Source organism: Cereibacter johrii (genome assembly GCF_001720585.1).
GTDB lineage: Bacteria > Pseudomonadota > Alphaproteobacteria > Rhodobacterales > Rhodobacteraceae > Cereibacter_A > Cereibacter_A johrii.
This window is the reverse complement of sequence record NZ_MABH01000167.1, coordinates 1-25,345: the sequence shown is the minus strand read 5'-3', so window position 1 is coordinate 25,345 and position 25,345 is coordinate 1. Positions and strand designations below refer to the sequence as shown.

Sequence of the window (25,345 nt, the reverse complement as noted above, 5' to 3'; positions counted from 1 at the left end):
GCGAGGCGGCGCAGGGCGCCGGGGTCGAGGAGGCGGACCCGGCCGCGGTCGGTCCGAACCCAGCCGCGTCGCGCGAACTGGTCGAGGCGCCGCGAGACCACCTCTCGGGCCGAGCCGATCCGGGTGGCGAGATCGGCCTGCGTCGCCGTCACCTCGTTGGCCTCCGCCATGGCGAGGAGCGTGCCGGCGAGCCGGCTCTCGACGCGCTGGAAGGCCACCTTTTCCAGCACATGCATCATCATCTGCATCCGCCGCGCGAAGGCGGTGAAGACGAAGCTGCGGAAGGCGGCGCTCTCGTCCATCAGCCGCAGGAAGAGCGGGCGCGGAATGACCACGGCGGCGAGATCGGTCGCGGCGACGGCCTCGCCGGTATAGTCCTCTCCGCCCATCAGGCCGAGGGTGGTCTGCACGCAGCTCTGGCCGGGCTCGACCGCATAGAGCAGGATCTCGCGCCCGGTGGGGCCGGTGAGGAACACCTCGACCCGCCCCTCGAGCACGACCACGAAGCCCTGCGCCGCATCGCCCGGAGGGAAGGGGGGCGTGCCGGGGGGGAGCCGCACCGGGCGCAGCGCCTCGAGACGGGCGCGAGCGTCGGCGGCAAGATCGGGCAGGCCCGCTTCGTCGATCCAGCTCATGTCGGCTCCTCGTGACATGCCTCCGGTGTCCGGCAGTCGAGGCGGCGGGTCAAGCCCGCGCGGCCGCGCCCTTCCGACGCGGGGCCGGCGGCGGGGGCTGGCGGACCGCAGTTCGGACGGACCGGGGGGGGCAGAGGGAAGCAGCCTGCGCGGGGCGAGCCGGGTTGTAGGTCGGGCGGATCGCGGGGCCGCGATGAAAAACAGCCGGCGCGGGGGGCGCCGGCTGCGGGAGGCGAAGCAGGACCGGAGGTCAGTCCATGGCCTTGAAGTTGAAGGCCGAGCCTTCCTTGATGCCCGAGGGCCAGCGCGAGGTGATCGTCTTGGTCCGGGTGTAGAAGCGGAAGGCGTCGGGGCCGTGCTGGTTCAGGTCGCCGAAGGCCGATTTCTTCCAGCCGCCGAACGTGTGGTAGGCCAGCGGCACCGGGATCGGCACGTTGATCCCGATCATGCCCACATTCACGCGCGCCGCGAAATCGCGGGCGGCGTCGCCATCGCGGGTGTAGATCGCGGTGCCGTTGCCATATTCATGGTCCATGGCCAGGCTCAGCGCTTCTTCGTAGGAGGCCGCGCGGACGGTCGAGAGGACCGGGCCGAAGATCTCCTTGCGGTAGATGTCCATGTCGGGCCGGACATGGTCGAAGAGATGCGGGCCGACGAAGAAGCCCTTCTCATAGCCCTGGAGCGAGAAGTTGCGGCCGTCAACCACCAGCTTGGCGCCCTGATCCACACCCGATTGCACGAGGCGCAGGATGTTCTCGCGCGCGGCGGCGGTCACGACCGGGCCGTAATCCACGTCGTTGCCGGCGGTGTAGGGGCCGACCTTCAGCTTCTCGATCCGCGGGATCAGCCGCTCGATCAGAGCGTCGGCGGTCTCGTCGCCCACCGGGACCGCGACCGAGATCGCCATGCAGCGCTCGCCGGCCGCGCCGTAGCCCGCGCCCACCAGCGCATCGGCCGCCTGATCGAGGTCGGCATCCGGCATGATGATCATGTGGTTCTTGGCGCCGCCGAAGCACTGCACGCGCTTGCCGTTCGCGCAGCCGCGGGAATAGATATATTCCGCGATCGGGGTCGAGCCCACGAAGCCCACCGCCGCGATGGTCGGGTTGTCGAGGATCGCGTCGACCGACTCCTTGTCGCCGTTCACCACCTGCAGCACGCCATCGGGCAGGCCCGCCTCCTGGAAGATCTCGGCCAGCATCAGCGGCACGGACGGATCGCGCTCGGAAGGCTTCAGGACGAAGGCGTTACCGGCGGCGAGCGCGGGGCCCATCTTCCACAGCGGGATCATCGCCGGGAAGTTGAAGGGCGTGATGCCCGCAGCCACGCCGAGCGGCTGGCGCATCGAATACATGTCGATGCCCGGGCCCGCGCTGTCGGTGAACTCGCCCTTCAGCAGATGCGGCGCGCCGATGCAGAATTCGATCACCTCGAGGCCGCGCTGCACGTCGCCCTTGGCGTCGGGGATGGTCTTGCCATGTTCGCGCGAGAGCGCCTCGGCCAGCTTGTCCATGTCGCGGTTGAGGAGGCGCACGACCTCCATCATCACGCGGGCGCGGCGCTGCGGGTTGGTGGCGGCCCATTTCGGCTGGGCGGCGGCGGCCGAGGCCACGGCTGCGTCGAGTTCGTCCTTCGAGGCGAGCGGCACGCGCGCCTGCACCTCGCCGGTGGCCGGGTTGAAGACATCGGCGAAGCGGCCGGAGGTGCCCTTCACGCGCTTGCCGTCGATCCAGTGGCTGAGTTCTTCCATGCAAATCTCCCTCGGTTCGGCGGCAGGATACCTTGCAATCCTGCCGAAGAAAGCGGCAAGTCTCCAAAAGCACTTTGCAGAAATGCCCGTACGAGGATCGAAGTGGACTGGGACGACCTGCGCATCTTCCTCGGCGTGGCGCGCGCCGAAAGCCTCTCGGGGGCGGGACGGGGGCTGAGGCTCGACCCCGCGACGGTGGGCCGGCGCATTGCGCGGCTCGAGGAGGCGCTGGGGGTGCCGCTCTTTGCCAAAAGCCCGCAGGGCTATGCGCTGACCGAGGCGGGGCAGCGCCTGCTGGCCCATGCCGAGCGGGCCGAGCAGGCAGTGGGCGAGGCGGCCGAGGATCTGCAGGGGGCCGCGGGCCTTTCGGGGCAGATCCGCATCGGCGCCCCCGACGGCTGCGCCAACTATCTGCTGCCCCAGGTGCTGGCGCAGATCTGCACCGACAATCCGGGTCTCGAGGTGCAGATCGTGGCGCTGCCGCGGGTCTTCAACCTCTCCAAGCGCGAGGCCGATCTGGCCATCGGGGTGAGCCGGCCCGAGGCCGGGCGGCTCCGGGTGCAGAAGCTGGCCGACTACCGGCTGCATCTGGCGGCAAGCGCGGATTATCTGAGCCGCCATCCGCCGATCCGCACGCTCGAGGATCTGAAGGCACACCAGCTGGTGGGCTACATTCCCGACATGATCTTCGACAAGGAACTGGATTATCTGACCGGGATCGGCTCGGGCTCGGTGCCCTTCGCCTCTAATTCGGTCTCGGTGCAGCTCAACTGGCTGCGCGCCGGGGCGGGAGTGGGGATCGTGCACGATTTCGCCATGCCGTCCGCGCCCGAGCTGGTGAAGATCCTGCCCGAGGCGCTCAGCCTCAGCCGCAGCTTCTGGCTCATCCGGCATCAGGACGATGTGCGTCTCGAGCGGCTGAACCGATTTGCCGATGCGCTGGTGCAGGGGGTGCGCCGCGAGGTCCACCGTCTTGAGGGCATGACTCGCCTGTAAATTGCGTTACACTGAGTCTGGGATGGAGAATTTACCGCGAAGGGAGGCTCGCCGATGCTCGTTCAGCAGATACTCAAGGCCAAGTCCGATGATGGTGTGGTGACGGTTCCGCCGGGATCGAGCATTGCGGCTGCGGCCGAGGTGCTGTCGTCGCGCCGCATCGGTGCGGTCGTCGTATCGCGCGACGGCAAGCGGCCCGAGGGCATGTTGTCCGAGCGCGACATCGTGCGCGAGCTGGGCCGAAGGGGCGCCGGCTGTCTCTCGGACACGGTAGAGTCGATCATGACCTCGAAGATCGTGACCTGCGCCTGCACCGACGAGGCCGACCGGATCATGCAGGTCATGACCGAGGGGCGCTTCCGCCACCTGCCCGTGATGGCCGAGGGCGAGATGGTCGGGCTGATCTCGATCGGCGACGTGGTCAAGGCGCGCCTCTCGGAACTCTCGATGGAAAAGGACGCGCTGGAGGGGATGATCAAGGGATTCTGACGCGGCTTTTGGGGCTTGCATCCTGTCCCGCGATGCGTTTGCGTGCCTCTCGACCAAGTGGGAGGCATCATGCGCATCGGTCTTTATCCCGGCACCTTCGATCCGCTGACCCTTGGCCATCTCGACATCATCCAGCGCGCGATGGCGCTGGTTGACCGTCTCGTGATCGGGGTCGCCATCAACCGGGACAAGGGACCGCTCTTCTCGCTGGAAGAGCGCGTGCGGATGGTCGAGACCGAATGCCGCGCCATTGCCGCCAACGGCGGCGAGATCGTGGTGCATCCGTTCGAGAATCTGCTGATCGACTGCGCCCGCGACGTGGGCGCCTCGGTGATCGTGCGCGGCCTGCGCGCGGTCGCCGACTTCGAATACGAGTTCCAGATGGTCGGCATGAACCGCGCGCTCGACGCCGGGATCGAGACCGTCTTCCTGATGGCCGACGCGCGGCGTCAGGCCATCGCCTCCAAGCTCGTCAAGGAGATCGCGCGCCTCGGCGGCGATGTCTCGAGCTTCGTCACGCCGGACGTGGGGGCGGCGCTGGTGGCCAAATACCGCTGAGCGCGGGCTGCCTTGCGATCCCGCCGGGCGCTCCCCGCTCGGGTCTGGGGAAGTTCAGCCCCAGACGGCACGGCGGGCGGTGGCGTCGATATCGTAGATGTCGAGATCGAGGCGCGTGTCGAGCGGCAGGACGGCCAGTTCGGCGCGGGTGCGGCGGAAGCGGGCCTGATTGCGCAGGGCGTCGAGGATCGGGGCGATAAGGGTCTTCATGGGTGGGGTCCTTCCTGGTCTTTCCTCCCTGCGCTCTAATTGGCCCTGAATGTTGGCGCTAACAACTGCCGTTGCCGCCGTGCTGCCATGCAGAAAGCACAAGGCATCCGACCCTTTCGGGCAAGGGGAGGGGCGGCTCGCAAGCCCCTGACCCGAAATGAAAATGCCGGCCCGAAGGCCGGCATTTCCCAGTCCCGGTGGGCAGGGGTCAGATGAGCTTGCCCATCGCCACGGCCGTGTCGGCCATGCGGTTCGAGAAGCCCCACTCGTTGTCGTACCAGCTGAGGATGCGCACCATGTTGCCTTCCATGACCTTGGTCTGGTCGAGGTGGAAGATCGAGCTGTGCGGATCGTGGTTGAAGTCCATCGAGACGTTGGGCTGGTCGGTATAGCCGAGGATGCCCTTCAGCTTGCCGTCGGCAGCCTCGCGGATGGCGGCGTTCACTTCCTCGACGCTGGTCGCGCGCGAGGCTTCGAACACGAGGTCCACCACCGAGACGTTCGGCGTGGGCACCCGGATCGACACGCCGTCGAGCTTGCCCTTCAGTTCCGGCAGCACGAGGCCCACGGCCTTGGCGGCGCCGGTCGAGGTCGGGATCATGCTGAGCGCCGCGGCGCGGGCGCGGTAGAGATCCTTGTGCATCGTGTCGAGCGTCGGCTGGTCGCCCGTATAGCTGTGGATCGTCGTCATGAAGCCCTTGGCGATGCCGATCGTGTCGTTCAGCACCTTGGCCACCGGCGAGAGGCAGTTCGTCGTGCAGGAGGCGTTCGAGACGATGAGGTCGTCCTTGGTCAGGGTCTCGTGGTTCACGCCATAGACGATGGTCTTGTCGGCGCCCGTCGAGGGGGCCGAGACCAGCACGCGCTTGGCGCCGCTCTCGAGGTGAACCTTGGCCTTCTCCTTGTCGGTGAAGATGCCTGTGCATTCCAGCACGATGTCGACATGGCCCCAGGGCAGTTCGGCCGGGTTGCGGATCGCGGTCACATCCATCGGGCCGCGGCCCACGTCGATGGTCTTCTCGGTGGTGGTGACGGTGGCGGGGAAGCGGCCGTGGACCGAGTCGAAGCGCAGGAGGTGCGCGTTGGTTTCGACCGGGCCGAGATCGTTGATCGCCACCACCTCGATATCGGTCCGGCCCGATTCGATGATGGCGCGGAGGACGTTCCGCCCGATGCGGCCGAAGCCGTTGATTGCCACTTTCACGGTCATAGAGCTCTCCCACAATGGGCGGGCGCACAGAAAGGATCGAGTCGCGCGCCCGCGGACGGTCTCCAAGGTAACGACCCCAGATCCGAGCGCAATTCAACCGGAGAAAGGAGGAAATCGGCGCAGGACGGCAAGATAGTGCCCGGACTCCAAGCCGTGCCGCCGCCGGACGGCCCTCTTCACGGGAGGCGGGCCCCGGACGAGCGGGGTCGCTCCGGCCCGCGGAGGCTGAGGCCGCCCGTGAGAAATTCGGGGGCGGCCCGGCCCTGCGCGCAGGGCTCCTTCCACGGCGCTGTCCGCAGCGTGCCTGCCGCGCGTCGGCTGTCCTCCGGGTCGCAAGGCTCCCGGAGGGCGCAATGGGAGGGGAGCCGTAGAGAGATCGAGGGCTCGGCCTGGCCCCTTCTGGGCCGGTTCCTGTCCCGCCGAAACGCGCGGTTAAGGGAGGGCGGCGAGGATGGGCCGCTGCGGCAGGGGCGCGGATGCGCCGCCGGCCGCCGGGTTGGACTGCGCGATGCACTTTCGGCGGAACGCGGCTTCTGCCAGAAGGTTCTGGCTGGAACGGGCGAAGGAACGGGACATGAGCGGCTTGCTGGCCTTGCTGGACGATGTGGCCTCGATTGCGAAGGTCGCGGCGGCCTCGGTGGACGATGTGATCGGTCAGGCGGCGAAGGCGGGCGCCAAGGCTGCGGGGGCGGTGATCGACGATGCGGCGGTGACACCCAAATATGTGCAGGGCTTCGATGCCTCGCGCGAGGTTCCGATCGTCTGGCGCATCGCCAAGGGCTCGATCTTCAACAAGCTCGTGATCCTGCTGCCTGCGGCACTGCTGCTCTCGACCTTCGCGCCGTGGCTGATCTCGCCGCTCCTGATGCTCGGCGGCGCCTATCTCTGCTTCGAGGGGGCGGAGAAGGTGGCCCATCTCTTCGGCGGCCATCACGAGACCTCGGAGCTGTCGGGGGGCGATCCGGCCTATCTCGAGGAGCAGAAGGTGGCGGGGGCGATCAAGACCGACTTCATTCTCTCGGCCGAGATCATGACCATCGTCCTTGCGGCGCTGCCGCCGTCGGGCATCGCGATGCAGGCGGCGTCGCTCGCTGCGGCCGGGGTGGGCATCACGGTTCTGGTCTATGGCGGCGTGGCGATGATCGTGAAGGCGGACGATCTGGGCGTCTTCATGAGTCTGCGCGGCAGGTTCGCTGCCACGCGCGCCCTCGGGCGCGGCATCGTCCACGGCATGCCCTGGTTCCTCAAGCTCCTGACCATCGTGGGCACGGCGGCGATGATCTGGGTGGGCGGCGCCATCGTGGTCCACGGGCTCTACGAGCTGGGGTTCGGCTGGCTGCACCACCATATCCACGACCTGGCCGTGGCTGCCGCCGAGGCGGTGGGTCAGGCCCGGGGCGCGGTCGAATGGGCCACCACCGCCTTCTTCGACGGTCTTCTCGGTCTGGCCCTGGGGCTCGCCCTGATCCCCGTGGCCAACTGGATCATCCTGCCGCTCTGGGGCCTTGTGGCGCGGCTCCGGCCCGGAACATCCTCGGGGCGGTAGAAGTTTCCCAGGTAACAGACAGGAGTTGCCGATGAACCGTGAGGAATTCGAAGCCTGGGAGCGCCGGATCGAGGATCGCGCCCGGCTCTTGTGGGAAGAGCAGGGCCGCCCCGAGGGCGGTCCTGAGAGCTTCCGGGACCGAGCGCGGGAACTGCTCGCCATCGAGGAGAATCCGCACGCCGCCACCCATCCGGCCGATGAGCCGGAGCCGGAGGGCGAGCCGCTGGAAGCGATCGAGAACCAGGGAGAATTTCCGACCCTGACCGATCAGGGCGAGGAGACCACCTATCCCCACCGGGCCGAAGAGCCCCGCTGGAAGGACTGAGCCCGGTCGCCCCCCTCGCTGGACACGGAAAGGGTTCGGAAAAAGGAAGGCCGCGCCTGAGGCGCGGCCTTTTCGTCTCTCACGGGGCCGGCTCAGCCCAGAAGGGCGCGGGCCTTCGCCACAGTCGCCTCAGGCGTGATGCCGAACTCCTGGAACAGCCGCTCGGCCGGAGCCGAGGCGCCGAAGCCGGTCATGCCGATGAAGCCGTCCTTGCCCTCGCGGCCGCGCTCGCCCAGAAGCCAGCGGTCCCAGCCCATGCGCACGCCCGCCTCGATGGCGATGCGGACCGCGCCCGCGGGCAGGACCTTGCGGCGGTAGGCCTCGTCCTGCTGCGCAAAAAGCTCCATGCAGGGCATCGAGACGACGCGGGTGCCGATGCCGTCGGCCTCGAGCGCCTCGCGGGCCTTCAGCGCGACCTCGACCTCCGAGCCCGAGGCGATCAGGATGACCTGACGCTTGCCGGTGGCCTCTTCGAGGATGTAGCCACCCTGCGCCACGAGGTTCTTGTTGGTGTGGCTCTTGCGCACCGCGGGCAGGTTCTGCCGCGAGAGCGCCAGCACCGAGGGCGTGGCCTTGGCGCCGAGCGCGATCTCCCAGGCCTCAGCGGTCTCGACGAGGTCGGCCGGGCGGAACACCATCATGTTGGGCGTGGCGCGTAGCATGGCCAGATGCTCGACCGGCTGGTGCGTCGGCCCGTCCTCGCCCAGACCGATGGAATCGTGGGTGAAGACATAGACCACCGGCATGTGCATCAGCGCCGAAAGCCGGATCGCCGGGCGGCAGTAATCGGCGAAGCACATGAAGGTGCCGCCATAGGGCCGCAGGCCGCCATGCAGCGCCATGCCGTTCATGGCCGCGGCCATCCCGTGCTCGCGGATGCCGTAATAGACGTAGCGGCCCTTGCGGTTGATCGGATCGAACACCCCGAGATCGGCGGTCTTGGTGTTGTTCGAGCCGGTGAGGTCGGCCGAGCCGCCGATGGTCTCGGGCATGATCGGGTTCACGGCCTCGAGCACCATCTCCGAAGAGCGGCGGGTCGCGACCTTCGGCATCTTCTCGACCGCATCCTTCTTCACCGCCCGGATGGCGGAGGCGAGCTTCTTCGGCGGCTCGCAGGAGAACTGCTGCTGGAAGAGGGCGCGCTTGGCGTCCGAGAGAGCCGCCAGACGCTCGTCCCAGGCCTTGCGGGCCTCGGCACCGCGGCTGCCGATGGCTTCCCAGGCCTTCTTGACGTCGGCCGGGATCTCGAAGGCGGCGGACGTCCAGCCGTAGGCGGCCTTGGTGTCGGCGATGAGCTTGGCGTCGGTCAGCGCGCCATGGCCCTTCGACGTGTCCTGCGCCGAGGATCCGAGCGCGATATGGGTGGTGCAGGCGATGAAGGCCGGACCCTTCGACGCCTTGGCCTCGGTCAGGGCGCGGTCGATGTCGGCCGGATCGTGGCCGTCGCATTCGAACACGTCCCAGCCCGCGGCGGCGAAGCGCGCCTTCTGGTCGGTGCGGTCCGAGAGCGAGACCTTGCCGTCGATGGTGATGCCGTTGTTGTCCCACATCACGATGAGATGCGAGAGCTCGTGGCGGCCGGCGAGGCCGATGGCCTCCTGGCTCACGCCCTCCATCAGGCAGCCGTCACCGGCGATGCAGTAGGTGTAATGGTCGATGATCTTCGCCCCCCAGCGGGCGCGGAGCGATTCCTCGGCCATGGCGAGACCCACGGACATGGCGAGACCCTGGCCGAGGGGGCCGGTGGTGGTCTCGATGCCCTTGGCAAGGAAGTTCTCGGGGTGGCCCGCGGTCTTCGAGCCCCACTGGCGGAAGTTCCGGATCTGCTCGATCGGGAACTCGGGATCGCCCGTGAGATGCAGAAGCGCATAGACCAGCATGGAGCCGTGGCCGGCCGAGAGCACGAAACGGTCGCGGTTCGGCCAGTCGGGGGACTGGGCGTCGAACACCATGTGCTTCTCGTAGAGCACGGTCGCCACGTCGGCCATGCCCATGGGCATGCCGGAGTGACCGGAATTGGCGGCTGCCACGGCGTCGAGCGTCAGCGCGCGGATGGCGCAGGCCTTCTTCCAGTGATCGGGATGCTGCTCGCGCAGGCTCTGTATGTCCACGGCATGTCTCCGACTTGGATCCCCCCGGGGTGCGACTTCTTGCGCGCCCGGCTTCTGGGCTGCATACCAGCCCGACCGGCAAGATCAAGCGCGCGGGCAAGTTTCTCATGCCAAAGGGGGGCGCATCGGTCGGCAACCGGCGATAAGATCGGGGAAAAGCGCCGGGCGGAGACGATTCGCGCGACAACGTGCCGCCGCGGTTCAGTGCAAGCGGAATTGCGGACGGCCCGGCGGCAACGGAACGGAAAGGCAGACCCATGCAGGAGATGGTGGAACTCGAGCGCCGCCTCACGGCCGCTCTGGAACGGATCGGCGCCGGAATCGACGCGATCCCGGTGATGCCCGCGGAAAATCCGCTTCAGGCCGAGCTCGACGAGGAGCGGATGGTCAATGCGCAGCTCTCCGAACGGCTGAAGGCGGTGAAGGAGCGCGAGGGCGTGAAGATCGCCCAGCTCGAGGAGCAGGTCGAGGCGCTGACGCGGCAGCTCGACGCTCAGGGCATGGAGCTTCAGCGCATGAAGAAGACGACCGGCCAGCTGCGCGAGGCGCTGCGGAGCCTGCGCGAGGCGACGGCCGAAGGCGTGGCGGATTCCGACCTCGTCAACCGCTCGATGGTGGTCGAGCTCGAGGCGCTGCGCGCGGCGCGCGCGTCGGAAGCCGCCGAGGTGGAGGAGGTCCTCTCGGCGCTGGAACCCCTGATCTCGGAGGGCCGCACGGATGCCTGAACTGTCCATCACCATCGGCGGCAAGACCTTCGAAGTGGCCTGTCAGCCGGGCGAAGAGGAGTTCCTGCACAGCGCCGCCGCGATGCTCGATGCCGAGGCCATGCCCGTGGTCGAGCAGATGGGGCGGATGACCGACTCGCGGATGCTGCTGATGGCGGGGCTGATGCTGGCGGACCGCATGGCCGGCGCCGACGAGGAACTGCGGCGGCTTCGCGCAGAGCTGGCCGAGCTCGAGGCACGGCCGGCGCCCGAGCCCGAGCGGATCGAGGTTCCGGTGATTCCTGCGGGGGTGAAGGAGGCGCTGGCCGAACTCGCGGCACGGGCCGAGGCGATGGCCGAGCGGGTCGAGGAGCGGGCGCGGGCCTGACGGAGAGGCGGTCTCCCGGAGCCGGACGGGAGCGGGGGGCTGTCTGCCCCCCGGCCCGGCTGCGCCGGGCTCCCCCCGAGGATATTTGGGCCAGAATGAAAGACGGAGGGGGCCGCGCGGGCGTGGTCTCTTCTGCCCGCCATCCGGGCTTGCCGCCGGAGAGGCGGTTCCGCGGTGGTGCGCAGGAGGGGGCTGACGTGCGCCGGCGCGCGGGTGGCAGGCCGGGGAGCGGGGCGCGCCGCGAGAGCGCGCCCGGCGCCGGATCAGGCGTTGGCTTCGCGGATCTTGTCGGCCGCGGTCTTGTCGTAGCTCACGCCCTTGGCCTCGAAGAGCTGGTCGAGCTCGCCCGAGAGCGTCATCTCGGTGATGATGTCGCAGCCGCCCACGAACTCGCCCTTGACGTAGAGCTGCGGGATCGTCGGCCAGTCGGAGAAATCCTTGATTCCCTGACGGACGTCGGCGTCCTCGAGCACGTTCACGTCCTTGTAGGCGACCTGCATGTAGTTGAGCACGCCCGCCACGCGGCTCGAGAAGCCGCATTGCGGCATGGACTTGGTGCCCTTCATGAACAGCACCACGTCGTTCGTGGTGACCATGTCACGGATCTGTTCTTCGACGGTGGTGGTCATGTGCGGATCGTCCTCGTGGTTGTGCCGCGCTTGCGCGGAGGTCGTGGGGAGGGTCTGGATCAGTCGGGCACCTTGGTGGTCAGCGCGAGCGCGTGGAGTTCGCCATGCGCGCCGTCCATCTTGCCCTTGAGCGACGCATAGACCATGCGCTGCGCCTGAACCCGGTTCAGCCCGCGGAAGCTCTCGTCGATCACCTCGGCTGCCCAGTGGTTCCCGTCGCCCGCAAGGTCGGTGATGGTGATCTTCGCCTCCGGGAAACGGGCGCGGATGAGGTCTTCGATGTCCTGGGCTTCCATGGCCATGCGGGGCGTTCCTGTGCGGTCACTCTGGGTCCAGATGTATGACGGGCGTCCGGGCCGCGCAAGCGGGGGCGGCAGCGAGGCTTGCGGCAGCGCAAGGACGGGCGGGGCGCGGGAAGGCATCCGGGCGCCTCCGTCCGGGTCCTCGTGGGGCCAGGCGCGCTGGCGGGGCGCCTGCCGCCGAAGGAGTGGGGGCAGGGCGCTGCGCCCTGCCCGAGGGATCAGCCGCCGATGGCTTCCGCGAAGGCGCGACGGTAGAGGCGCGAGAGGTCCGCGAGCGGGGCCGAGGCGCCCGCAAGCGTCACCGCCTCGCCGCCGAACCGGCCCACCTCCTGCAGCGCCACGCCCGCTGCCTCGGCCGCGGCTTGCAGCGCCTTGGCGCGCTCCGGCGCACAGGCCACGAGATAGCGCGCCTGATCCTCGCCGAAGAGCGCGGCCGTGCCGCTCGGCGTCAGGGTGAGGCCGAGCCCCGCGGCTTCGGCCATCTCGAAGGCCGCGAGCGCGAGACCGCCATCCGAGAGGTCGGCGGCGGTGCGGACGAGCTTGCGGTTCGCGCGGAGGAACTCGCCGTGGCGTTTCTCGGCCTCGAGATCGACGGGGGGCGCGTCGCCCTCTTCCCGGCCGAACATCTCGGCCAGAAGCGCCGACTGGCCGAGATGGCCTGCCGTCGTGCCGATCACGAGCGCCAGATCGCCCTCTTCGGGCTGGCCCGCGATCAGCTCGTCGAGCGAGGTGAGGAGGCCCACCGCGCCGATGGTGGGGGTGGGCAGGATCCCCACGCCGTCGGTCTCGTTGTAGAGCGAGACGTTGCCCGAGACGATCGGCATGTCGAGGGCCGCGACCGCCGCGCCGATGCCTTTGATCGCGCCCACGAACTGGCCCATGATCTCGGGCTTCTCGGGGTTGCCGAAGTTCATGTTGTCGGTGGTGGCGAGCGGCTTCGCGCCCACGGCCGTCAGGTTGCGGTAGGCCTCGGCCACGGCCTGCTTGCCGCCCTCGAAGGGGTTGGCCTTGACGTAGCGCGGGGTCACGTCGGAGGTGAATGCCAGCGCCTTCGGCGTGCCATGGACACGCACGACGCCCGCGCCGAGGCCCGGCGCGCGCACCGTGTCGGCCATCACCTGACTGTCATACTGTTCCCAGACCCAGGCCTTGTGGGCATAGGAGGGCGAGCCGATCAGGGCCTTCAGCCCCTCGATCGGATCGACCTCGGGCACGGCGCCCAGCGGCGCGGCGGCGGGCGTCTCGATCCAGGGCCGGTCATATTCCGGCGCAGTGCCCGAGAGCGCCTTCAGCGGCAGGTCGGCCTTCACCTCGTTGCCGTGCAGGATCAGGAAGCGGTCCTCGGGGATGGTTTCGCCGACGATGGCGAAGTCGAGGTCCCACTTCTCGAAGATCGCGCGGGCCACGGCCTCCTTCTCGGGCTTCAGCACCATGAGCATCCGCTCCTGGCTTTCGCTGAGCATCATCTCGTAGGCGGTCATGTTGGCCTCGCGCTGGGGCACCGCGTCGAGTTGCAGCCGGATGCCCAGATCGCCCTTGTCGCCCATCTCGACCGCCGAGCAGGTGAGACCGGCAGCCCCCATGTCCTGGATCGAGATCACCGAATCCGAGGCCATCAGCTCGAGGCAGGCTTCCAGCAGGCGTTTTTCGGTGAAGGGGTCGCCGACCTGCACGGTCGGGCGCTTCTCCTCGATCGTGTCGTCGAATTCGGCCGAGGCCATGGTGGCGCCGCCCACGCCGTCGCGACCCGTTTTCGCGCCGAGATAGACCACGGGCATCCCCACGCCCGAAGCGGCCGAATAGAAGATCTTGTCGGCGTCCGCGAGGCCGGCTGCGAAGGCGTTCACGAGGCAGTTGCCGTTATAGGCGCGGTGGAAGCGGACCTCGCCGCCCACCGTGGGCACGCCGAAGGCGTTGCCATAGCCGCCGATGCCCTCGACCACGCCCTTCACGATATGGGCGGTCTTGGGATGGTCCGGCATCCCGAAGCTCAGCGCGTTCATCGCGGCGATGGGCCGCGCGCCCATGGTGAAGACGTCGCGCAGGATGCCGCCGACCCCGGTCGCCGCCCCCTGATAGGGCTCGATATAGGAGGGGTGGTTGTGGCTCTCCATCTTGAAGATGACCGCCTGACCGTCGCCGATGTCGACCACGCCCGCATTCTCGCCCGGGCCGCAGATCACCTGCGGGCCGGTGGTGGGCAGCGTGCGCAGCCATTTCTTCGACGACTTGTAGGAGCAATGCTCGTTCCACATGGCCGAGAAGATGCCGAGTTCGGTGAAGGTGGGCGCGCGTCCGATGATCTCGAGGATCCGCTGGTATTCGTCGGGCTTCAAGCCGTGGGCCGCGATCAGCTCGGGGGTGATTTCGGGCTCGGTCATGGCGCATCTCTCCGCGGGCAGAGGTTGGGGGTCTGGCGCCTCATAGGACGGAACGGCCATCAGGGGAAGGAGGCGCACCGCGCCCGGAGCCAAGATTTTCGTCCCGCGCTTTGCATTTCGCCGCCGCCTGCGGCATCGGCGCGCCGTTTCGGCCCAATGGCTGGGCGCCCGCGAAATTCTTCTCGAAAAGCAAAAAAAAGGCCGAGCAGAAGCTCGGCCCAAGTCCAACAGGGAGGTATGAAGCGGACGAGAGAACCCTCTCGATCACCCGCTTCGAGAGGCGATTTAGGGCTGCGACTCGCGGCATTCAAGCGCCATGATGCTGCCGCAGCATCATGGCCGCCATGCGCCATGTGCATACCTTACCCGCGGACGCATCTTTTTCCTTCTGGTGCGGGGGGTTAGCCCCGAAAGACAAGAGGCCCGGACATGCCGGGCCTCCTCCTCAGGTCTGCTGTTGCTTTCGGTAGAGCGAGATCTCTTCCATCACGAATTCGCGGAAGGCCGCCACGCGCTTCGAATGGCGCAGTTCCTCGGGGTAGGCGAGGAACACCGGCACGTCGTTCGACTCGACATCCGGCAGGACACGGATGAGCTGCGGGAAGGCCACGGCCAGATAGTCGGGCATGACACCGATGCCGAGATTGTTCAGCACCGCCTGCAGCACGCCGAAATAGTTGTTCACCGTGAGCATCGAGGGGATGTCGTTGGACATCAGCTCCTGCACGAGGGCCGCGCCCGCCGCCACCTGAGGCGCTCCGGGAAGCTGGCAGATCAGCCGGTGCTGCGCGAAATCCTCCATCCTCTCCGGCATCCCGTGCTCGGCCGCGTAGGTGGGCGAGGCATAGAGGCGCATCCGGATCGACATGAGGCGTTTGCGGATCAGGTCGGCCTGGCTCGGCTCCTTCATGCGGATCGCCACGTCCGCCTCGCGCATGGGCAGGTCGAGCACGCGCTCCTCGAGCATGAGGTCGATCTTCAATGCGGGATATTTCTTGTAGAGCCCGACCAGACGCGGCGCGAGCCAGAGCGTGCCGAAGCCGGTGGTCGTCGTGACCCTGAGCTCGCCGAAGACCTCGTCCTCGCTGTCGCGGATCCGGGCGGCTGCGGCTTCCAGTCGCTTGACCATCTGGTTGGTGGCCTCGAACAGGAGTTCCCCCTGTTCGGTGAGAATCAGCCCCCGCGCGTGACGGTGGAACAGCGTCACGTTCAGGCTCTCTTCCAGGGACCGGATCTGCCGGCTGACCGCCGATTGAGAGAGGTGGAGCGTATCCCCGGCATGGGTCAGGCTGCCCGCGTCAGCCACCGCGTGGAAGATTCTGAGCTTGTCCCAGTCCATGTCGCAACACTCCCGCCGCGGGAGGCGGCTTCTGCGCAACGATCCCTACCGGATTGCATAACCGGGTTGCAATGGAAACATGGCTCGGAAAGGACTTTGTAGGTCAGCCATTTTGACCTAAAATGGATCCTGTTCAAAGGCACTGGGAGGAGACCTATGAGCAGGCATGATGTGAAGTTGTCGGACCGCACCGACCTTGCGAAATCGCCGGTGCTGCTGAACGGGACGCAGGCGATGGTGCGGCTGATGCTGATGCAGAAGGCGCGCGATCGGGCCGAGGGGAGGAATACCGCAGGCTATGTCACGGGCTATCGCGGCTCGCCGCTGGGCGCCGTGGATCTCACCATGGGCCGCGCCGAGAAGGAGCTCAAGGCGGCCGACATCCTGTTTCAGCCGGGGCTGAACGAGGATCTGGCCGCCACCGCCGTGTGGGGCAGCCAGCAGGCCGAACTGCGCGGCGAGGGGCGCTTCGACGGGGTCTTCGCGCTCTGGTACGGCAAGGGGCCCGGGGTGGACCGCACCGGCGACGTGATGCGGCACGCCAACATGGCGGGCACCTCGCCCTGGGGCGGCGTGCTGATGGCCATGGGCGACGATCACACCGGAGAAAGCTCGACCACGCTGCACCAGTCCGACTGGGCGATGGTCGATGCCTATATCCCGGTCCTCTCGCCCGCGGGCGTGCAGGAGATCCTCGATTACGGGCTCTATGGCTGGGCGCTCTCGCGCTTCGCGGGCGTCTGGGTCGGGCTCAAGACCATGAAGGACACGGTCGAGGCCACTGCCGTGGTGGACGGGCGTCCCGACCGGATGCGGTTCGTCCGCCCGGAGTTCCGGATGCCCGAGGGCGGGCTCAACATCCGCCTCGTCGACACGCCGGTCGCGCAGGAAGCGCGGATGATCGACCACAAGCGCTTCGCGGCCGAGGCCTTCAGCCATGCGAACGGCATGGACCGCCGGGTCTGGGGCAGGCCGGGGGCGAAGATCGGCTTCGTCTCGGCGGGCAAGAGCTGGCTCGATCTCGTCCATGCGCTCTCGCTTCTGGGCGTGGGCGAGGCCGAGGCCGAGCGGCTCGGGATCACCACCTACAAGGTGGGTCAGGTCTGGCCGATGGATTTCCGCGGCTTCCGCGACTGGGCCGAGGGGCTCGAGCTCATCGTCTGCGTCGAGGAGAAGCGCAAGCTGATCGAGGTGCAGGCCAAGGAGGCGATCTTCAACGACCGCCGCGGCCGGCGCATCTTCGGCTGGCAGAACGACCGCGGCGAGGAGCTGTTCCCCACGAGATATGCCCTCGATCCCGTTGGAATCGCCGAGAAGATCGGAAGGATCCTGATCGAGGAGGGCAGGGGAACCGACCGGGTGAAGGCGGGCCTCGCGCAGCTGGCCGAGGCACGGCGGGCGGACAATGCGCAGGATCTCGCGGCCCGGCTGCCCTATTTCTGCTCGGGCTGCCCGCACAACAGCTCGACCCGGGTGCCCGAGGGCAGTCGCGCCTATGCCGGCATCGGCTGCCACTACATGGTGCAGTGGATGGACCGCGATACGGTGGGCTTCACCCAGATGGGCGGCGAGGGCGCGAACTGGATCGGGGAAGCTCCCTTCTCCAAACGCCCGCACGTGTTCCAGAATCTCGGCGACGGCACCTACAACCACTCGGGCGTTCAGGCGATCCGGGCGGCGCTCGCCGCGGGCACGACGATCACCTACAAGATCCTCTTCAACGATGCCGTGGCCATGACCGGCGGCCAGACGAACGAGGGCGGGCTCAGCGCCGACCGGATCGTGCGCGAGATCCAGGCGATGGGCGTGAAGCGCATCGCGGTCGTCCATGACGCGAAGGAGGAGGTGGATCTCTCGCGCTTCCCCTCGGGCATCGAGATCCACGAGCGCGCCGAGATGATGGCCGTCCAGCGGGAGTTCGCGACGGTCGAGGGCGTCTCGGCCATCGTCTATATCCAGACCTGCGCGGCCGAGAAGCGGCGGCGGCGCAAGCGCGGGACCTTCCCCGACATCGACAGGCGGGTCTTCATCAACACTGACGTCTGCGAAGGCTGCGGCGATTGCGGGGTGCAGTCGAACTGCGTCTCGATCGTGCCCGTCGAGACCGAGCTCGGCCGCAAGCGCGCCATCGACCAGTCCTCCTGCAACAAGGACTTCTCCTGCCTCGAGGGCTTCTGCCCCTCCTTCGTGACGCTGGAGGGCGCGAAGCCGAAGAAGGCCGCGACGGCCCAGATCGCGCTGCCCGACCTGCCGGACCCCGACCTGCCGGCGATCCGCGGCACCTACAATCTCCTCGTGACCGGCGTCGGAGGCACGGGCGTGGTGACGGTGGGGGCGATCCTGTCGATGGCGGCCCATCTCGACGGCCGCGGCGCGGCCATGATGGAGATGGCGGGGCTGGCGCAGAAGGGTGGCGCGGTGCAGATCCATTGCCGCATCGCCGAGCGCCCCTCGGATATCAGCGCAATCCGCGTAGCCGTGGGCGAGGCCGACGGGGTGATCGGCGGCGATCTCGTGGTGACGGCAGGCGCCAGGACCATGGGCCTCATGTCCCAGGGCCGGACGGGCGCGGTGGTCAACAGTCACGACATCGTCACGGGAGAGTTCACGCGGAACACCGATTTCCGTGTGCCATCAGACAGGTTGCAGGTCTCTCTTCAGGCGCGGCTTCAGGATCGCGTGGCCTTTCTCGATGCCACCGAGCTCGCCCGCATCCTGATGGGCGATTCGATCTACTCGAACATGATGGTCTTCGGCGCGGCCTGGCAGCGAGGGCTGATCCCGCTCTCGGCCGAGGCGATCCAGCGCGCCATCGAGCTGAACGGCGCGGCCGTGGCGCAGAACGCCCGCGCCTTCGCGCTCGGCCGCTGGGCGGTGCTTCACCCGGCCGAGGCGGCCCGCATCCTCCTGCCCGAACCGCCCGCGCCGGTCGATCCGGTGGACTATCGCGCCGAGCGGCTGGGGGGCTACCAGTCGCGCAGGCTCGCCCGCCGCTTCCGCGCCCTCGTGGACAAGGCCCCGCCCGGGATCCGCGAGGATGTGGCGCGCGGCTACTATCAGCTTCTCGCCTACAAGGACGAATACGAGGTCGCCCGGCTGCATCTCGACACGATGGCGCGGGCGAAGGCCGAGTTCGAGGGCGACTTCCGCCCGACCTTCCATCTCGCACCGCCCTTCCTGAACGGCAAGGGCGGGGACCGGCCGAAGAAACGCGTCTTCGGCCCCTGGATGCTGCCCGCCTTCCGCCTGCTCGCCGCGCTGAAGCCCCTGCGCGGCACGGCCCTCGATCCGTTCGCCCGCAACCCCGAGCGCCAGCTCGAACGCCGCCTCATCGCGGAATTCGAGGCCGACATGGCCGAGATCCTGCCGAAGCTCCGGCCCGAGACGATGGAGCTCGGCCGGGAGTTGGCACGGCTGCCGCTCTCGATCCGGGGCTACGGGCCGGTGAAGGAGGCCAATGCCGCCGGGGCCGCGGTCCGCCGCGAGGCGCTTCTGGCCGCGATCCGGGCGGGTGGCGCCCCGATGCCGATGGCCGCGGAGTGAGTGCGCCCCGCGCGGCCGCCGTGCCGCGCGGGGGACAGCCTGAGGATTAGGTCGCAGAAGCCCCGCAAGGCGCTTCCGTCCGCTGCGGCATGATCCTATGCTGGCCGCACAGAAAAGTCCTGAGGGGCGGGGGCAGGCATGGCGGTTGGTGTGTTCGACTCGGGGCTCGGTGGCCTCACGGTTCTCGATGCGGTGCAACGGCGCCTGCCGGAGGTGCCCTTCGTCTATTTCGGCGACAATGCCCACGCGCCCTATGGCGTGCGCGACGCCGACGACATCTTCCACCTGACCTGCGCCGCGACCGAGCGGCTCTGGGCCGAGGGCTGCGATCTGGTCATCCTCGCCTGCAACACTGCCTCGGCGGCGGCGCTGAAGCGGATGCAGGAGACCTGGATCCCCGCGGACAAGCGCGTGCTGGGCGTCTTCGTGCCGCTGATCGAGGCGCTGACCGAGCGGCAGTGGGGCGACAACAGCCCCCCGCGCGAGGTGGCGGTGAAACATGTGGCGCTGTTCGCCACGCCCGCCACCGTGGCCAGCCGCGCCTTCCAGCGCGAACTGGCCTTCCGGGCGATCGGCGTCGATGTCGAGGCGCAGCCCTGCGGCGGCGTGGTGGATGCCATCGAGCAGGGCGACGAGATCCTCGCCGAGGCGCTGGTGCGCAGCCATGTCGAGGCGCTGAAGCGGCGGATGCCGCATCCGCAGGCGGCGATCCTCGGCTGCACCCATTATCCTCTGATGGAACCCGTCTTTCAGGAGGCTCTGGGGCCCGGGGTCTCGGTCTACAGCCAGGCCAACCTTGTGGCCGAGAGCCTGGCGGATTATCTGGCGCGCAGGCCGGAGTTCGCGGGCGCGGGAACCGAGTCGAAGTTCCTGACCACCGGCGATCCGCGCTCGGTCTCGAACAAGGCCACGCAGTTCCTCCGCCGGCGGATCACCTTCGAGGCGGCCTGACCGACAGAAACGGAAAAGAGACATATGGTTCAGAACATCGCCATTCTCGGGGCTTCGGGCTATACCGGGGCCGAGCTGGTCCGCCTGATCGCCACCCATCCCTCGATGCGGATCGTGGCCCTCTCCGGCGACCGCAAGGCGGGCCTGGCGATGGCCGAGGTCTTTCCCTTCCTGCGCCACCTCGACCTGCCGCGGCTCCAGAAGATCGAGGAGATCGATTTCTCGCGTGTGGATCTGGCCTTCTGCGCCCTTCCTCATGCCACGTCTCAGGCGGTGATCGCCGGGCTCCCGCGCGATTTGAAGGTCGTGGACCTCTCGGCCGACTTCCGGCTGCGCGATCCGGCGGCCTACGAGACCTGGTACGGCAAGCCCCATGCGGCGCCCGAGCTGCAGAAGGAGGCGGTCTACGGCCTGACCGAATTCTACCGCGACGAGATCCGCGCCGCGCGCCTCGTGGCGGGCACCGGCTGCAATGCGGCCACGGGGCAATATGCGATCCGGCCGCTGATCGAGGCGGGGGTGATCGATCTCGACGATATCCTGATCGACCTCAAGGCGGGCGTCTCGGGCGCGGGGCGGAGCCTGAAGGAAAACCTGCTCCATGCGGAACTCTCCGAGGGCACCCACGCCTATTCCGCAGGCGGCAAGCACCGGCATCTGGGCGAGTTCGACCAGGAATTCTCGAAGATCGCCGGCCGTCCGGTGCAGGTCCGCTTCACGCCGCATCTGACGCCGATGAACCGCGGCATCCTCGCCAATGTCTATGTGAAGGGCGACCCGCAGGCGGTGCACCGGGCGCTCGCCGACCGCTATCTCACGGAAACGTTCCTTGAGGTGCTACCTTTTGGCGCGCTCCCCTCGACACGCGATATCCGGGGGTCCAACTACGTCCATATCGGCGTGATCGGGGACAGGGTGCCCGGTTGCGCCATGGTGGTGGCGGTGCTGGACAACCTGTGCAAGGGCTCCTCGGGGCAGGCGATCCAGAACGCGAACCTGATGCTGGGGCTGGACGAGGCGGAGGGTCTCCGGCTCGCACCGGTCTTCCCCTGAGCCGAATTGCCGTGAGGGTGACATGAAGGGCCTGAAGAAGAAACGCCGCATCCAGATCATCGCCCTGGCCTTCGTGGCGCTGGCGGGGTCCACCGCGCTCATCGGCTATGCGATGCGCGACGGGATCAACTTCTTCCGCTCGCCCACCCAGGTGGTCGAGGCGCCGCCGCCCGACACCGAGGTCTTCCGCATCGGCGGCCTCGTCGAGAAGGGCAGCCTCGTGCGGGGGCAGGGCGAGACCGTCACCTTCCGTGTCACCGACACGAATGCCACCGTCCCGGTCAGCTTCACCGGCGTGCTGCCCGACCTCTTTGCCGAGGATGCGGGCATGGTCGGCACCGGCCGCCTCGTGGGCGGCGTCTTCGAGGCCTCCGAGATCCTCGCCAAGCATGACGAGACCTACATGCCGAAGGAGGTGGTGGACGCGCTGAAGGAGCAGGGCGTCTTCCAGCACGGCGAGGACCGGCCCCAGGGCTAGGGCCTCGGGCCCCCGTCGCACCTCCCTTTCATTCTGGCTCAAATATCCCGGGGGTGCGGGGGCAGCGCCCCCGCCCGTCCGGGGCAGACCGCGCGCCCGCTTAACCCGCGGGTGAGCGGCCGAGGCCAGCCTGTCCTCCTTCAACCGAAGGGGGAGAGATGCAGAACATTCACGATATTGCCCGGCAGATCGTCGCCCGCGAGGGCGGGTTCGTCGAGGATCCCGACGATCCGGGGGGCGCCACCAACCGCGGGGTGACGCTCGCCACCCTCCGCCGCCTGGGCTTCGACACGACCGGCGACGGAAAGGTCCAGGTGGAGGACGTGCGCGCCCTGACCCAGGCCCAGGCCGAGGCCATCTTCATCGACCATTACTTCCGCCGCCCCGGTCTCGCCAACCTGCCCGAGGCGCTCCAGCCCGGCGTCTTCGACATGTATGTGAACGCGGGATCCACCGCGGTCCGCCTCCTGCAGAAGCTCCTGTCCGACATGGGCTTTCCCTGCGCGGCCGACGGGATCGTCGGGCCCCAGACCATCCGGCAGGCACAGGCCGCGATCGAGGCCGCCCCGGCGCATCTCGCCGATGCCTATGCCATCGCGCGGCGCAACTGGTATTACGCGCTGGCCGACAGCCGTCCCGCCTCGCGCAAATATGCCCGGAGGAAGGATGGGGGGAAGGGCGGCTGGATCACGCGGGCCGAGGAATTCATGGCGCCCCGCTACCGGCTGACCGAGGCGCAGCATCGCGAAAGGACAGCGGCATGGGCCTGATGGGACGTCTCATCGCGGGCAGCGGCAGCGTGGCGAGCGTGGGCGCCGCCGTCAGGGAGGTGGCCGAGGTGTTCCGCCCCAACGCCACACGCGCGCTTGAACTCTCGGCCGAGGTGCAGGGCGAGGCGCTGCACCAATATTCCGAGGAATTCGCCAATCCCGGCAATGGCGGGTTCGACCGCTTCGTGAACGGGGTGAACCGGCTGCCGCGGCCGATGCTGGCCTTCGGCACGCTTGCGCTCTTCATCTTCGCCATGGTCGATCCCGAGAGCTTCGGGCGGCGGATGTCGGGGCTGGCGCTGGTGCCCGATCCGCTCTGGTGGCTGCTCGCGGCCATCGTGGGCTTCTACTTCGGCTCGCGCGAGGCTCACTATTTCCGCGCCCGGCCGGCCGGTCCCCCGGCGCTGCCCGCCTCGCCGTCGGCGGCGCCCGAGGTCAACGCCGCGCTCGCGGACTGGCGCGCCGAGCGGAACTGAGGCGGGGGGCGGGCGGCATTGACCTGTGCGCCCGCCTCTGGCAAAGCCGGGGCAACAATCAGGACATGCCCCGAATGAACCTCTTCACCGAAATCCGCACTCTCGTGACCGCCGAACTGGGCGCCATGACGGAGGCGGGCGATCTGCCCGCCGGGCTCGACCTCTCCGCCGTTGCGGTCGAGCCGCCGCGCGATCCGGCCCACGGCGACATGTCCACCAACGCGGCGATGGTCTTGGCCAAGCCGTCCGGCAAGCCGCCGCGCGCCATTGCGGAGGCGCTGGCCACCCGGCTCGCGGCCGATCCGCGCATCTCCTCGGCCGAGGTGGCGGGACCGGGCTTCCTCAACCTCCGGCTGCGGCCGGCGGTCTGGCAGGGCATGGTGGCCACGATCCTGCAGGCGGGCGACGCCTACGGGCGCTCGACCATCGGCGCAGGCCAGAAGGTCAATGTGGAATTCGTCTCGGCCAACCCCACGGGTCCGATGCATGTGGGTCATGTCCGTGGCGCCGTCGTGGGCGATGCGCTGGCGCGGCTTCTGGCCTATGCCGGCTGGAACGTGACGCGGGAATATTACATCAACGACGGCGGCGCGCAGGTCGACGTGCTGGCGCGGTCGGCCTTCGAGCGCTACCGCGAGGCGCATGGGCTCGAGCCCGAGATCCGCGAGGGTCTCTATCCCGGCGACTATCTGATCCCGGTGGGCGAGGCGCTGAAGGAGAAATATGGCGACAGCCTGCTCGACAAGGGCGAGCAATACTGGCTGAGCGACGTGCGCGAGTTCGCCACCGAAATGATGATGCAGATGATCCGCGAGGATCTGGCCGCCCTCGGCGTCGAGATGGATGTCTATTCCTCCGAGAAGGCGCTCTACGGCACCGGCAAGATCGAGGCCGCGCTCGACCGGCTGCAGGAGATGGACCTGATCTACGAGGGCGTGCTCGAGCCGCCCAAGGGCAAGACGCCCGAGGATTGGGAGCCGCGCGAGCAGACGCTCTTCCGCTCGACCGCGCATGGCGACGACGTGGACCGGCCGGTGAAGAAGTCGGACGGCAGCTGGACCTATTTCGCCCCCGACATCGCCTATCACTACGACAAGGTGACGCGCGGGTTCGACCAGCTGATCGATATCTTCGGCGCCGACCACGGCGGCTATGTGAAGCGGATGAAGGCGGCTGTCGCGGCGCTCTCCGCGGGCCGCGTGCCGCTCGACATCAAGCTGATCCAGCTGGTGAAGCTCTGGAAGAACGGCGAGCCCTTCAAGATGTCGAAGCGGGCGGGCACCTATGTCACGCTGCGCGACGTGGTGGAGCAGGTCGGCGCCGATGTCACCCGCTTCGTGATGCTGACCCGGAAGAACGACGCGGCGCTGGACTTCGACTTCGACAAGGTGCTGGAGCAGTCGAAGGAGAACCCGGTCTTCTACGTCCAGTATGCCAATGCCCGGATCAACTCGGTGCTGCGCAAGGCGCGCGAGCAGGGCATGGATGTGGCCGACGGGACGCTGGCCACGGCCGACCTCGACCGGCTCGACCATCCGGCCGAGATCGCGCTCATCGCCAAGCTCGCCGAATGGCCGCGTCTGGTCGAGATTGCCGCCCGCACCAACGAGCCGCACCGGGTCGCCTTCTATCTCCACGAGCTTGCCTCCGAGCTGCACGGTCTCTGGAACCGGGGCAATGACGAGGCCGGATTGCGCTTCCTGCAGGACGATCCCGTGGTTTCGCAGGCAAAAATCGCCCTCGCCCGGGCCGTGGGCGTTGTGATTTGCGCGGGTTTGGGTATCTTGGGCGTCACTCCGGTCGAAGAAATGCGCTGAAAATATGCATCCGCCGGGGCATAACAGGCAAGCAGCGCCGGGGCGTGCCCCGCGCGCAGTGGGGCAGAGCATGGCGGACGTGGATTTCAACGATTTCGAGGGCTATTCGGCCCCGCAGCGGCCTGCCAAGGTCCAACGCATGATGAACATCGCGGGCGGCGTTTCGTCGATCGCGCTGATCCTCGGTCTCGCGGTCTGGGGGTACAAGCTCGCGGTGCGCGATGTGAACGGCATTCCCGTGGTGCGCGCCATCGAGGGGCCGATGCGGATCGCGCCCGACGATCCGGGCGGCGAGATCACGGCCCATCAGGGACTTGCGGTCAACGACGTGGCGGCGGCAGGAACCGCCTCGCCGCCGCCTGACCGGCTGGTGTTGGCCCCGAAGCCGGTCGAGCTCGCGCTCGAGGACGGGCCGGGGCTCGAGCAGCCGGGGGCCGCGCCCGACCAGGGGGCCTCCGAGACGGAAAGCCTCGCCGCCACGACCGAGGAGCTGCCCGAGAGCGCGCCCATCGAGGATGAGGGGTCGGCCGCTGCGGTGGACGAGGAGCAGCTGCCCGCCATCGATGCCGATGCCACGAAGCTCGCGCTGGCCGAGGCCATCGCGGGCACGGTCGAGCCCGAGGCCGCCGAGCCCGAGGCCAACGAGGTGCTGGCCGATCCGCCGCCGCCCGGGGCCGTGACGCG

The 25,345-nt window shown here is 68.4% G+C and carries 23 protein-coding genes and 1 pseudogene; 15 read left to right on the top strand and 9 right to left on the bottom strand.

Annotated elements, in window-relative coordinates; translation table 11 throughout:
* Both A9O63_RS16035 and A9O63_RS16030 read right to left on the bottom strand, forming a co-directional pair.
* Nucleotides 1-635: Crp/Fnr family transcriptional regulator (locus tag A9O63_RS16035; RefSeq protein ID WP_069332838.1), on the bottom strand; the 635-nt coding region annotated here is incomplete at its 3' end.
* Between the two features lie 250 nt (nt 636-885).
* On the bottom strand, nt 886-2,385 hold the full coding sequence (locus A9O63_RS16030) for a CoA-acylating methylmalonate-semialdehyde dehydrogenase (RefSeq protein WP_069332837.1): 1,500 nt from the start codon (nt 2,383-2,385) through the stop codon (nt 886-888).
* 102 nt (nt 2,386-2,487) lie between these two features.
* On the opposite strand from A9O63_RS16030, the gene A9O63_RS16025 reads away from it, so the two are divergent.
* From A9O63_RS16025 to coaD, 3 genes are all read left to right on the top strand, one after another.
* On the top strand, nt 2,488-3,381 hold the full coding sequence (locus A9O63_RS16025) for a LysR family transcriptional regulator (protein WP_069332836.1): 894 nt from the start codon (nt 2,488-2,490) through the stop codon (nt 3,379-3,381).
* Nucleotides 3,382-3,435: 54 nt separating this feature from the next.
* Nucleotides 3,436-3,870 carry a CBS domain-containing protein gene (locus A9O63_RS16020; RefSeq protein WP_069332835.1) on the top strand — a complete coding sequence of 145 codons (435 nt, stop codon included), beginning with the start codon at nt 3,436-3,438 and terminating at the stop codon, nt 3,868-3,870.
* Between the two features lie 69 nt (nt 3,871-3,939).
* On the top strand, nt 3,940-4,428 hold the full coding sequence (coaD, locus tag A9O63_RS16015; RefSeq protein WP_002720119.1) for a pantetheine-phosphate adenylyltransferase: 489 nt from the start codon (nt 3,940-3,942) through the stop codon (nt 4,426-4,428).
* Nucleotides 4,429-4,482: 54 nt separating this feature from the next.
* Here the strand turns inward: coaD and A9O63_RS22330 are convergent, their stop codons facing one another.
* Both A9O63_RS22330 and gap read right to left on the bottom strand, forming a co-directional pair.
* Nucleotides 4,483-4,638: a hypothetical protein gene (locus A9O63_RS22330; protein ID WP_084295981.1), complete on the bottom strand. Its 156-nt coding sequence runs from the start codon at nt 4,636-4,638 to the stop codon at nt 4,483-4,485.
* A gap of 208 nt (nt 4,639-4,846) precedes the next feature.
* Nucleotides 4,847-5,848, bottom strand: coding sequence for a type I glyceraldehyde-3-phosphate dehydrogenase (gap, locus tag A9O63_RS16010; protein ID WP_069332834.1), 1,002 nt, complete (start codon nt 5,846-5,848; stop codon nt 4,847-4,849).
* A gap of 574 nt (nt 5,849-6,422) precedes the next feature.
* On the opposite strand from gap, the gene A9O63_RS16005 reads away from it, so the two are divergent.
* Both A9O63_RS16005 and A9O63_RS16000 read left to right on the top strand, forming a co-directional pair.
* Nucleotides 6,423-7,394 (top strand): DUF808 domain-containing protein, encoded by a 972-nt coding sequence (locus tag A9O63_RS16005; RefSeq protein ID WP_069332833.1) that lies wholly within the window; start codon nt 6,423-6,425, stop codon nt 7,392-7,394.
* Nucleotides 7,395-7,425: 31 nt separating this feature from the next.
* A complete protein-coding gene (locus A9O63_RS16000) occupies nt 7,426-7,719 on the top strand; it encodes a DUF2934 domain-containing protein (RefSeq protein WP_069332832.1) in 294 nt (97 codons plus the stop codon).
* 92 nt (nt 7,720-7,811) lie between these two features.
* On the opposite strand, the gene tkt is transcribed toward A9O63_RS16000, so the two are convergent.
* Nucleotides 7,812-9,830 (bottom strand): transketolase, encoded by a 2,019-nt coding sequence (gene tkt / locus A9O63_RS15995; RefSeq protein ID WP_069332831.1) that lies wholly within the window; start codon nt 9,828-9,830, stop codon nt 7,812-7,814.
* Between the two features lie 257 nt (nt 9,831-10,087).
* On the opposite strand from tkt, the gene A9O63_RS15990 reads away from it, so the two are divergent.
* The gene (locus tag A9O63_RS15990) at nt 10,088-10,555 is read left to right on the top strand and encodes a hypothetical protein (protein WP_069332830.1); all 468 of its coding nucleotides are present in this window, start codon (nt 10,088-10,090) and stop codon (nt 10,553-10,555) included.
* On the top strand, nt 10,548-10,922 hold the full coding sequence (locus tag A9O63_RS15985; RefSeq protein WP_069332829.1) for a cell division protein ZapA: 375 nt from the start codon (nt 10,548-10,550) through the stop codon (nt 10,920-10,922). The genes A9O63_RS15990 and A9O63_RS15985 overlap by 8 nt, the downstream gene beginning before the upstream one ends.
* Before the next feature lie 263 nt (nt 10,923-11,185).
* Here A9O63_RS15985 and grxD read toward each other — a convergent pair whose 3' ends face one another.
* The 4 genes from grxD to A9O63_RS15965 all read right to left on the bottom strand — a co-directional run bounded on the left by grxD (nt 11,186) and on the right by A9O63_RS15965 (nt 15,573).
* The gene (gene grxD / locus A9O63_RS15980) at nt 11,186-11,551 is read right to left on the bottom strand and encodes a Grx4 family monothiol glutaredoxin (RefSeq protein ID WP_002720111.1); all 366 of its coding nucleotides are present in this window, start codon (nt 11,549-11,551) and stop codon (nt 11,186-11,188) included.
* Nucleotides 11,552-11,610: 59 nt separating this feature from the next.
* Nucleotides 11,611-11,853, bottom strand: coding sequence for a BolA/IbaG family iron-sulfur metabolism protein (locus tag A9O63_RS15975; RefSeq protein ID WP_002720110.1), 243 nt, complete (start codon nt 11,851-11,853; stop codon nt 11,611-11,613).
* Between the two features lie 218 nt (nt 11,854-12,071).
* Nucleotides 12,072-14,234, bottom strand: a complete 2,163-nt coding sequence (gene purL, locus A9O63_RS15970) for a phosphoribosylformylglycinamidine synthase subunit PurL (RefSeq protein ID WP_069332828.1) — start codon at nt 14,232-14,234, stop codon at nt 12,072-12,074.
* 445 nt (nt 14,235-14,679) lie between these two features.
* The gene (locus tag A9O63_RS15965; RefSeq protein WP_069332827.1) at nt 14,680-15,573 is read right to left on the bottom strand and encodes a LysR family transcriptional regulator; all 894 of its coding nucleotides are present in this window, start codon (nt 15,571-15,573) and stop codon (nt 14,680-14,682) included.
* 156 nt (nt 15,574-15,729) lie between these two features.
* Here A9O63_RS15965 and A9O63_RS15960 point away from each other — a divergent pair, with 156 nt between their 5' ends.
* The 8 genes and pseudogenes from A9O63_RS15960 to A9O63_RS15925 form a co-directional block, all read left to right on the top strand.
* A complete protein-coding gene (locus tag A9O63_RS15960; RefSeq protein WP_069332826.1) occupies nt 15,730-19,116 on the top strand; it encodes an indolepyruvate ferredoxin oxidoreductase family protein in 3,387 nt (1,128 codons plus the stop codon).
* A gap of 138 nt (nt 19,117-19,254) precedes the next feature.
* Nucleotides 19,255-20,067 (top strand): glutamate racemase, encoded by an 813-nt coding sequence (locus A9O63_RS15955; protein WP_069332825.1) that lies wholly within the window; start codon nt 19,255-19,257, stop codon nt 20,065-20,067.
* A 24-nt stretch (nt 20,068-20,091) separates the two neighbouring features.
* Nucleotides 20,092-21,120, top strand: a complete 1,029-nt coding sequence (argC, locus tag A9O63_RS15950) for an N-acetyl-gamma-glutamyl-phosphate reductase (protein ID WP_069332824.1) — start codon at nt 20,092-20,094, stop codon at nt 21,118-21,120.
* A gap of 22 nt (nt 21,121-21,142) precedes the next feature.
* Entirely contained in the window at nt 21,143-21,598 is a 456-nt protein-coding gene (gene ccmE / locus A9O63_RS15945) for a cytochrome c maturation protein CcmE (protein WP_069332823.1), read from the top strand.
* A gap of 158 nt (nt 21,599-21,756) precedes the next feature.
* Nucleotides 21,757-22,368, top strand: a complete 612-nt coding sequence (locus A9O63_RS15940) for a holin-associated N-acetylmuramidase (protein ID WP_069332822.1) — start codon at nt 21,757-21,759, stop codon at nt 22,366-22,368.
* The gene (locus tag A9O63_RS15935; RefSeq protein ID WP_069332821.1) at nt 22,359-22,844 is read left to right on the top strand and encodes a holin family protein; all 486 of its coding nucleotides are present in this window, start codon (nt 22,359-22,361) and stop codon (nt 22,842-22,844) included. The genes A9O63_RS15940 and A9O63_RS15935 overlap by 10 nt, the downstream gene beginning before the upstream one ends.
* 74 nt (nt 22,845-22,918) lie before the next feature.
* Nucleotides 22,919-24,661, top strand: coding sequence for an arginine--tRNA ligase (gene argS, locus A9O63_RS15930; RefSeq protein WP_069332820.1), 1,743 nt, complete (start codon nt 22,919-22,921; stop codon nt 24,659-24,661).
* Between the two features lie 70 nt (nt 24,662-24,731).
* A pseudogene (locus A9O63_RS15925) lies at nt 24,732-25,345 on the top strand (SPOR domain-containing protein); the annotation flags it as partial.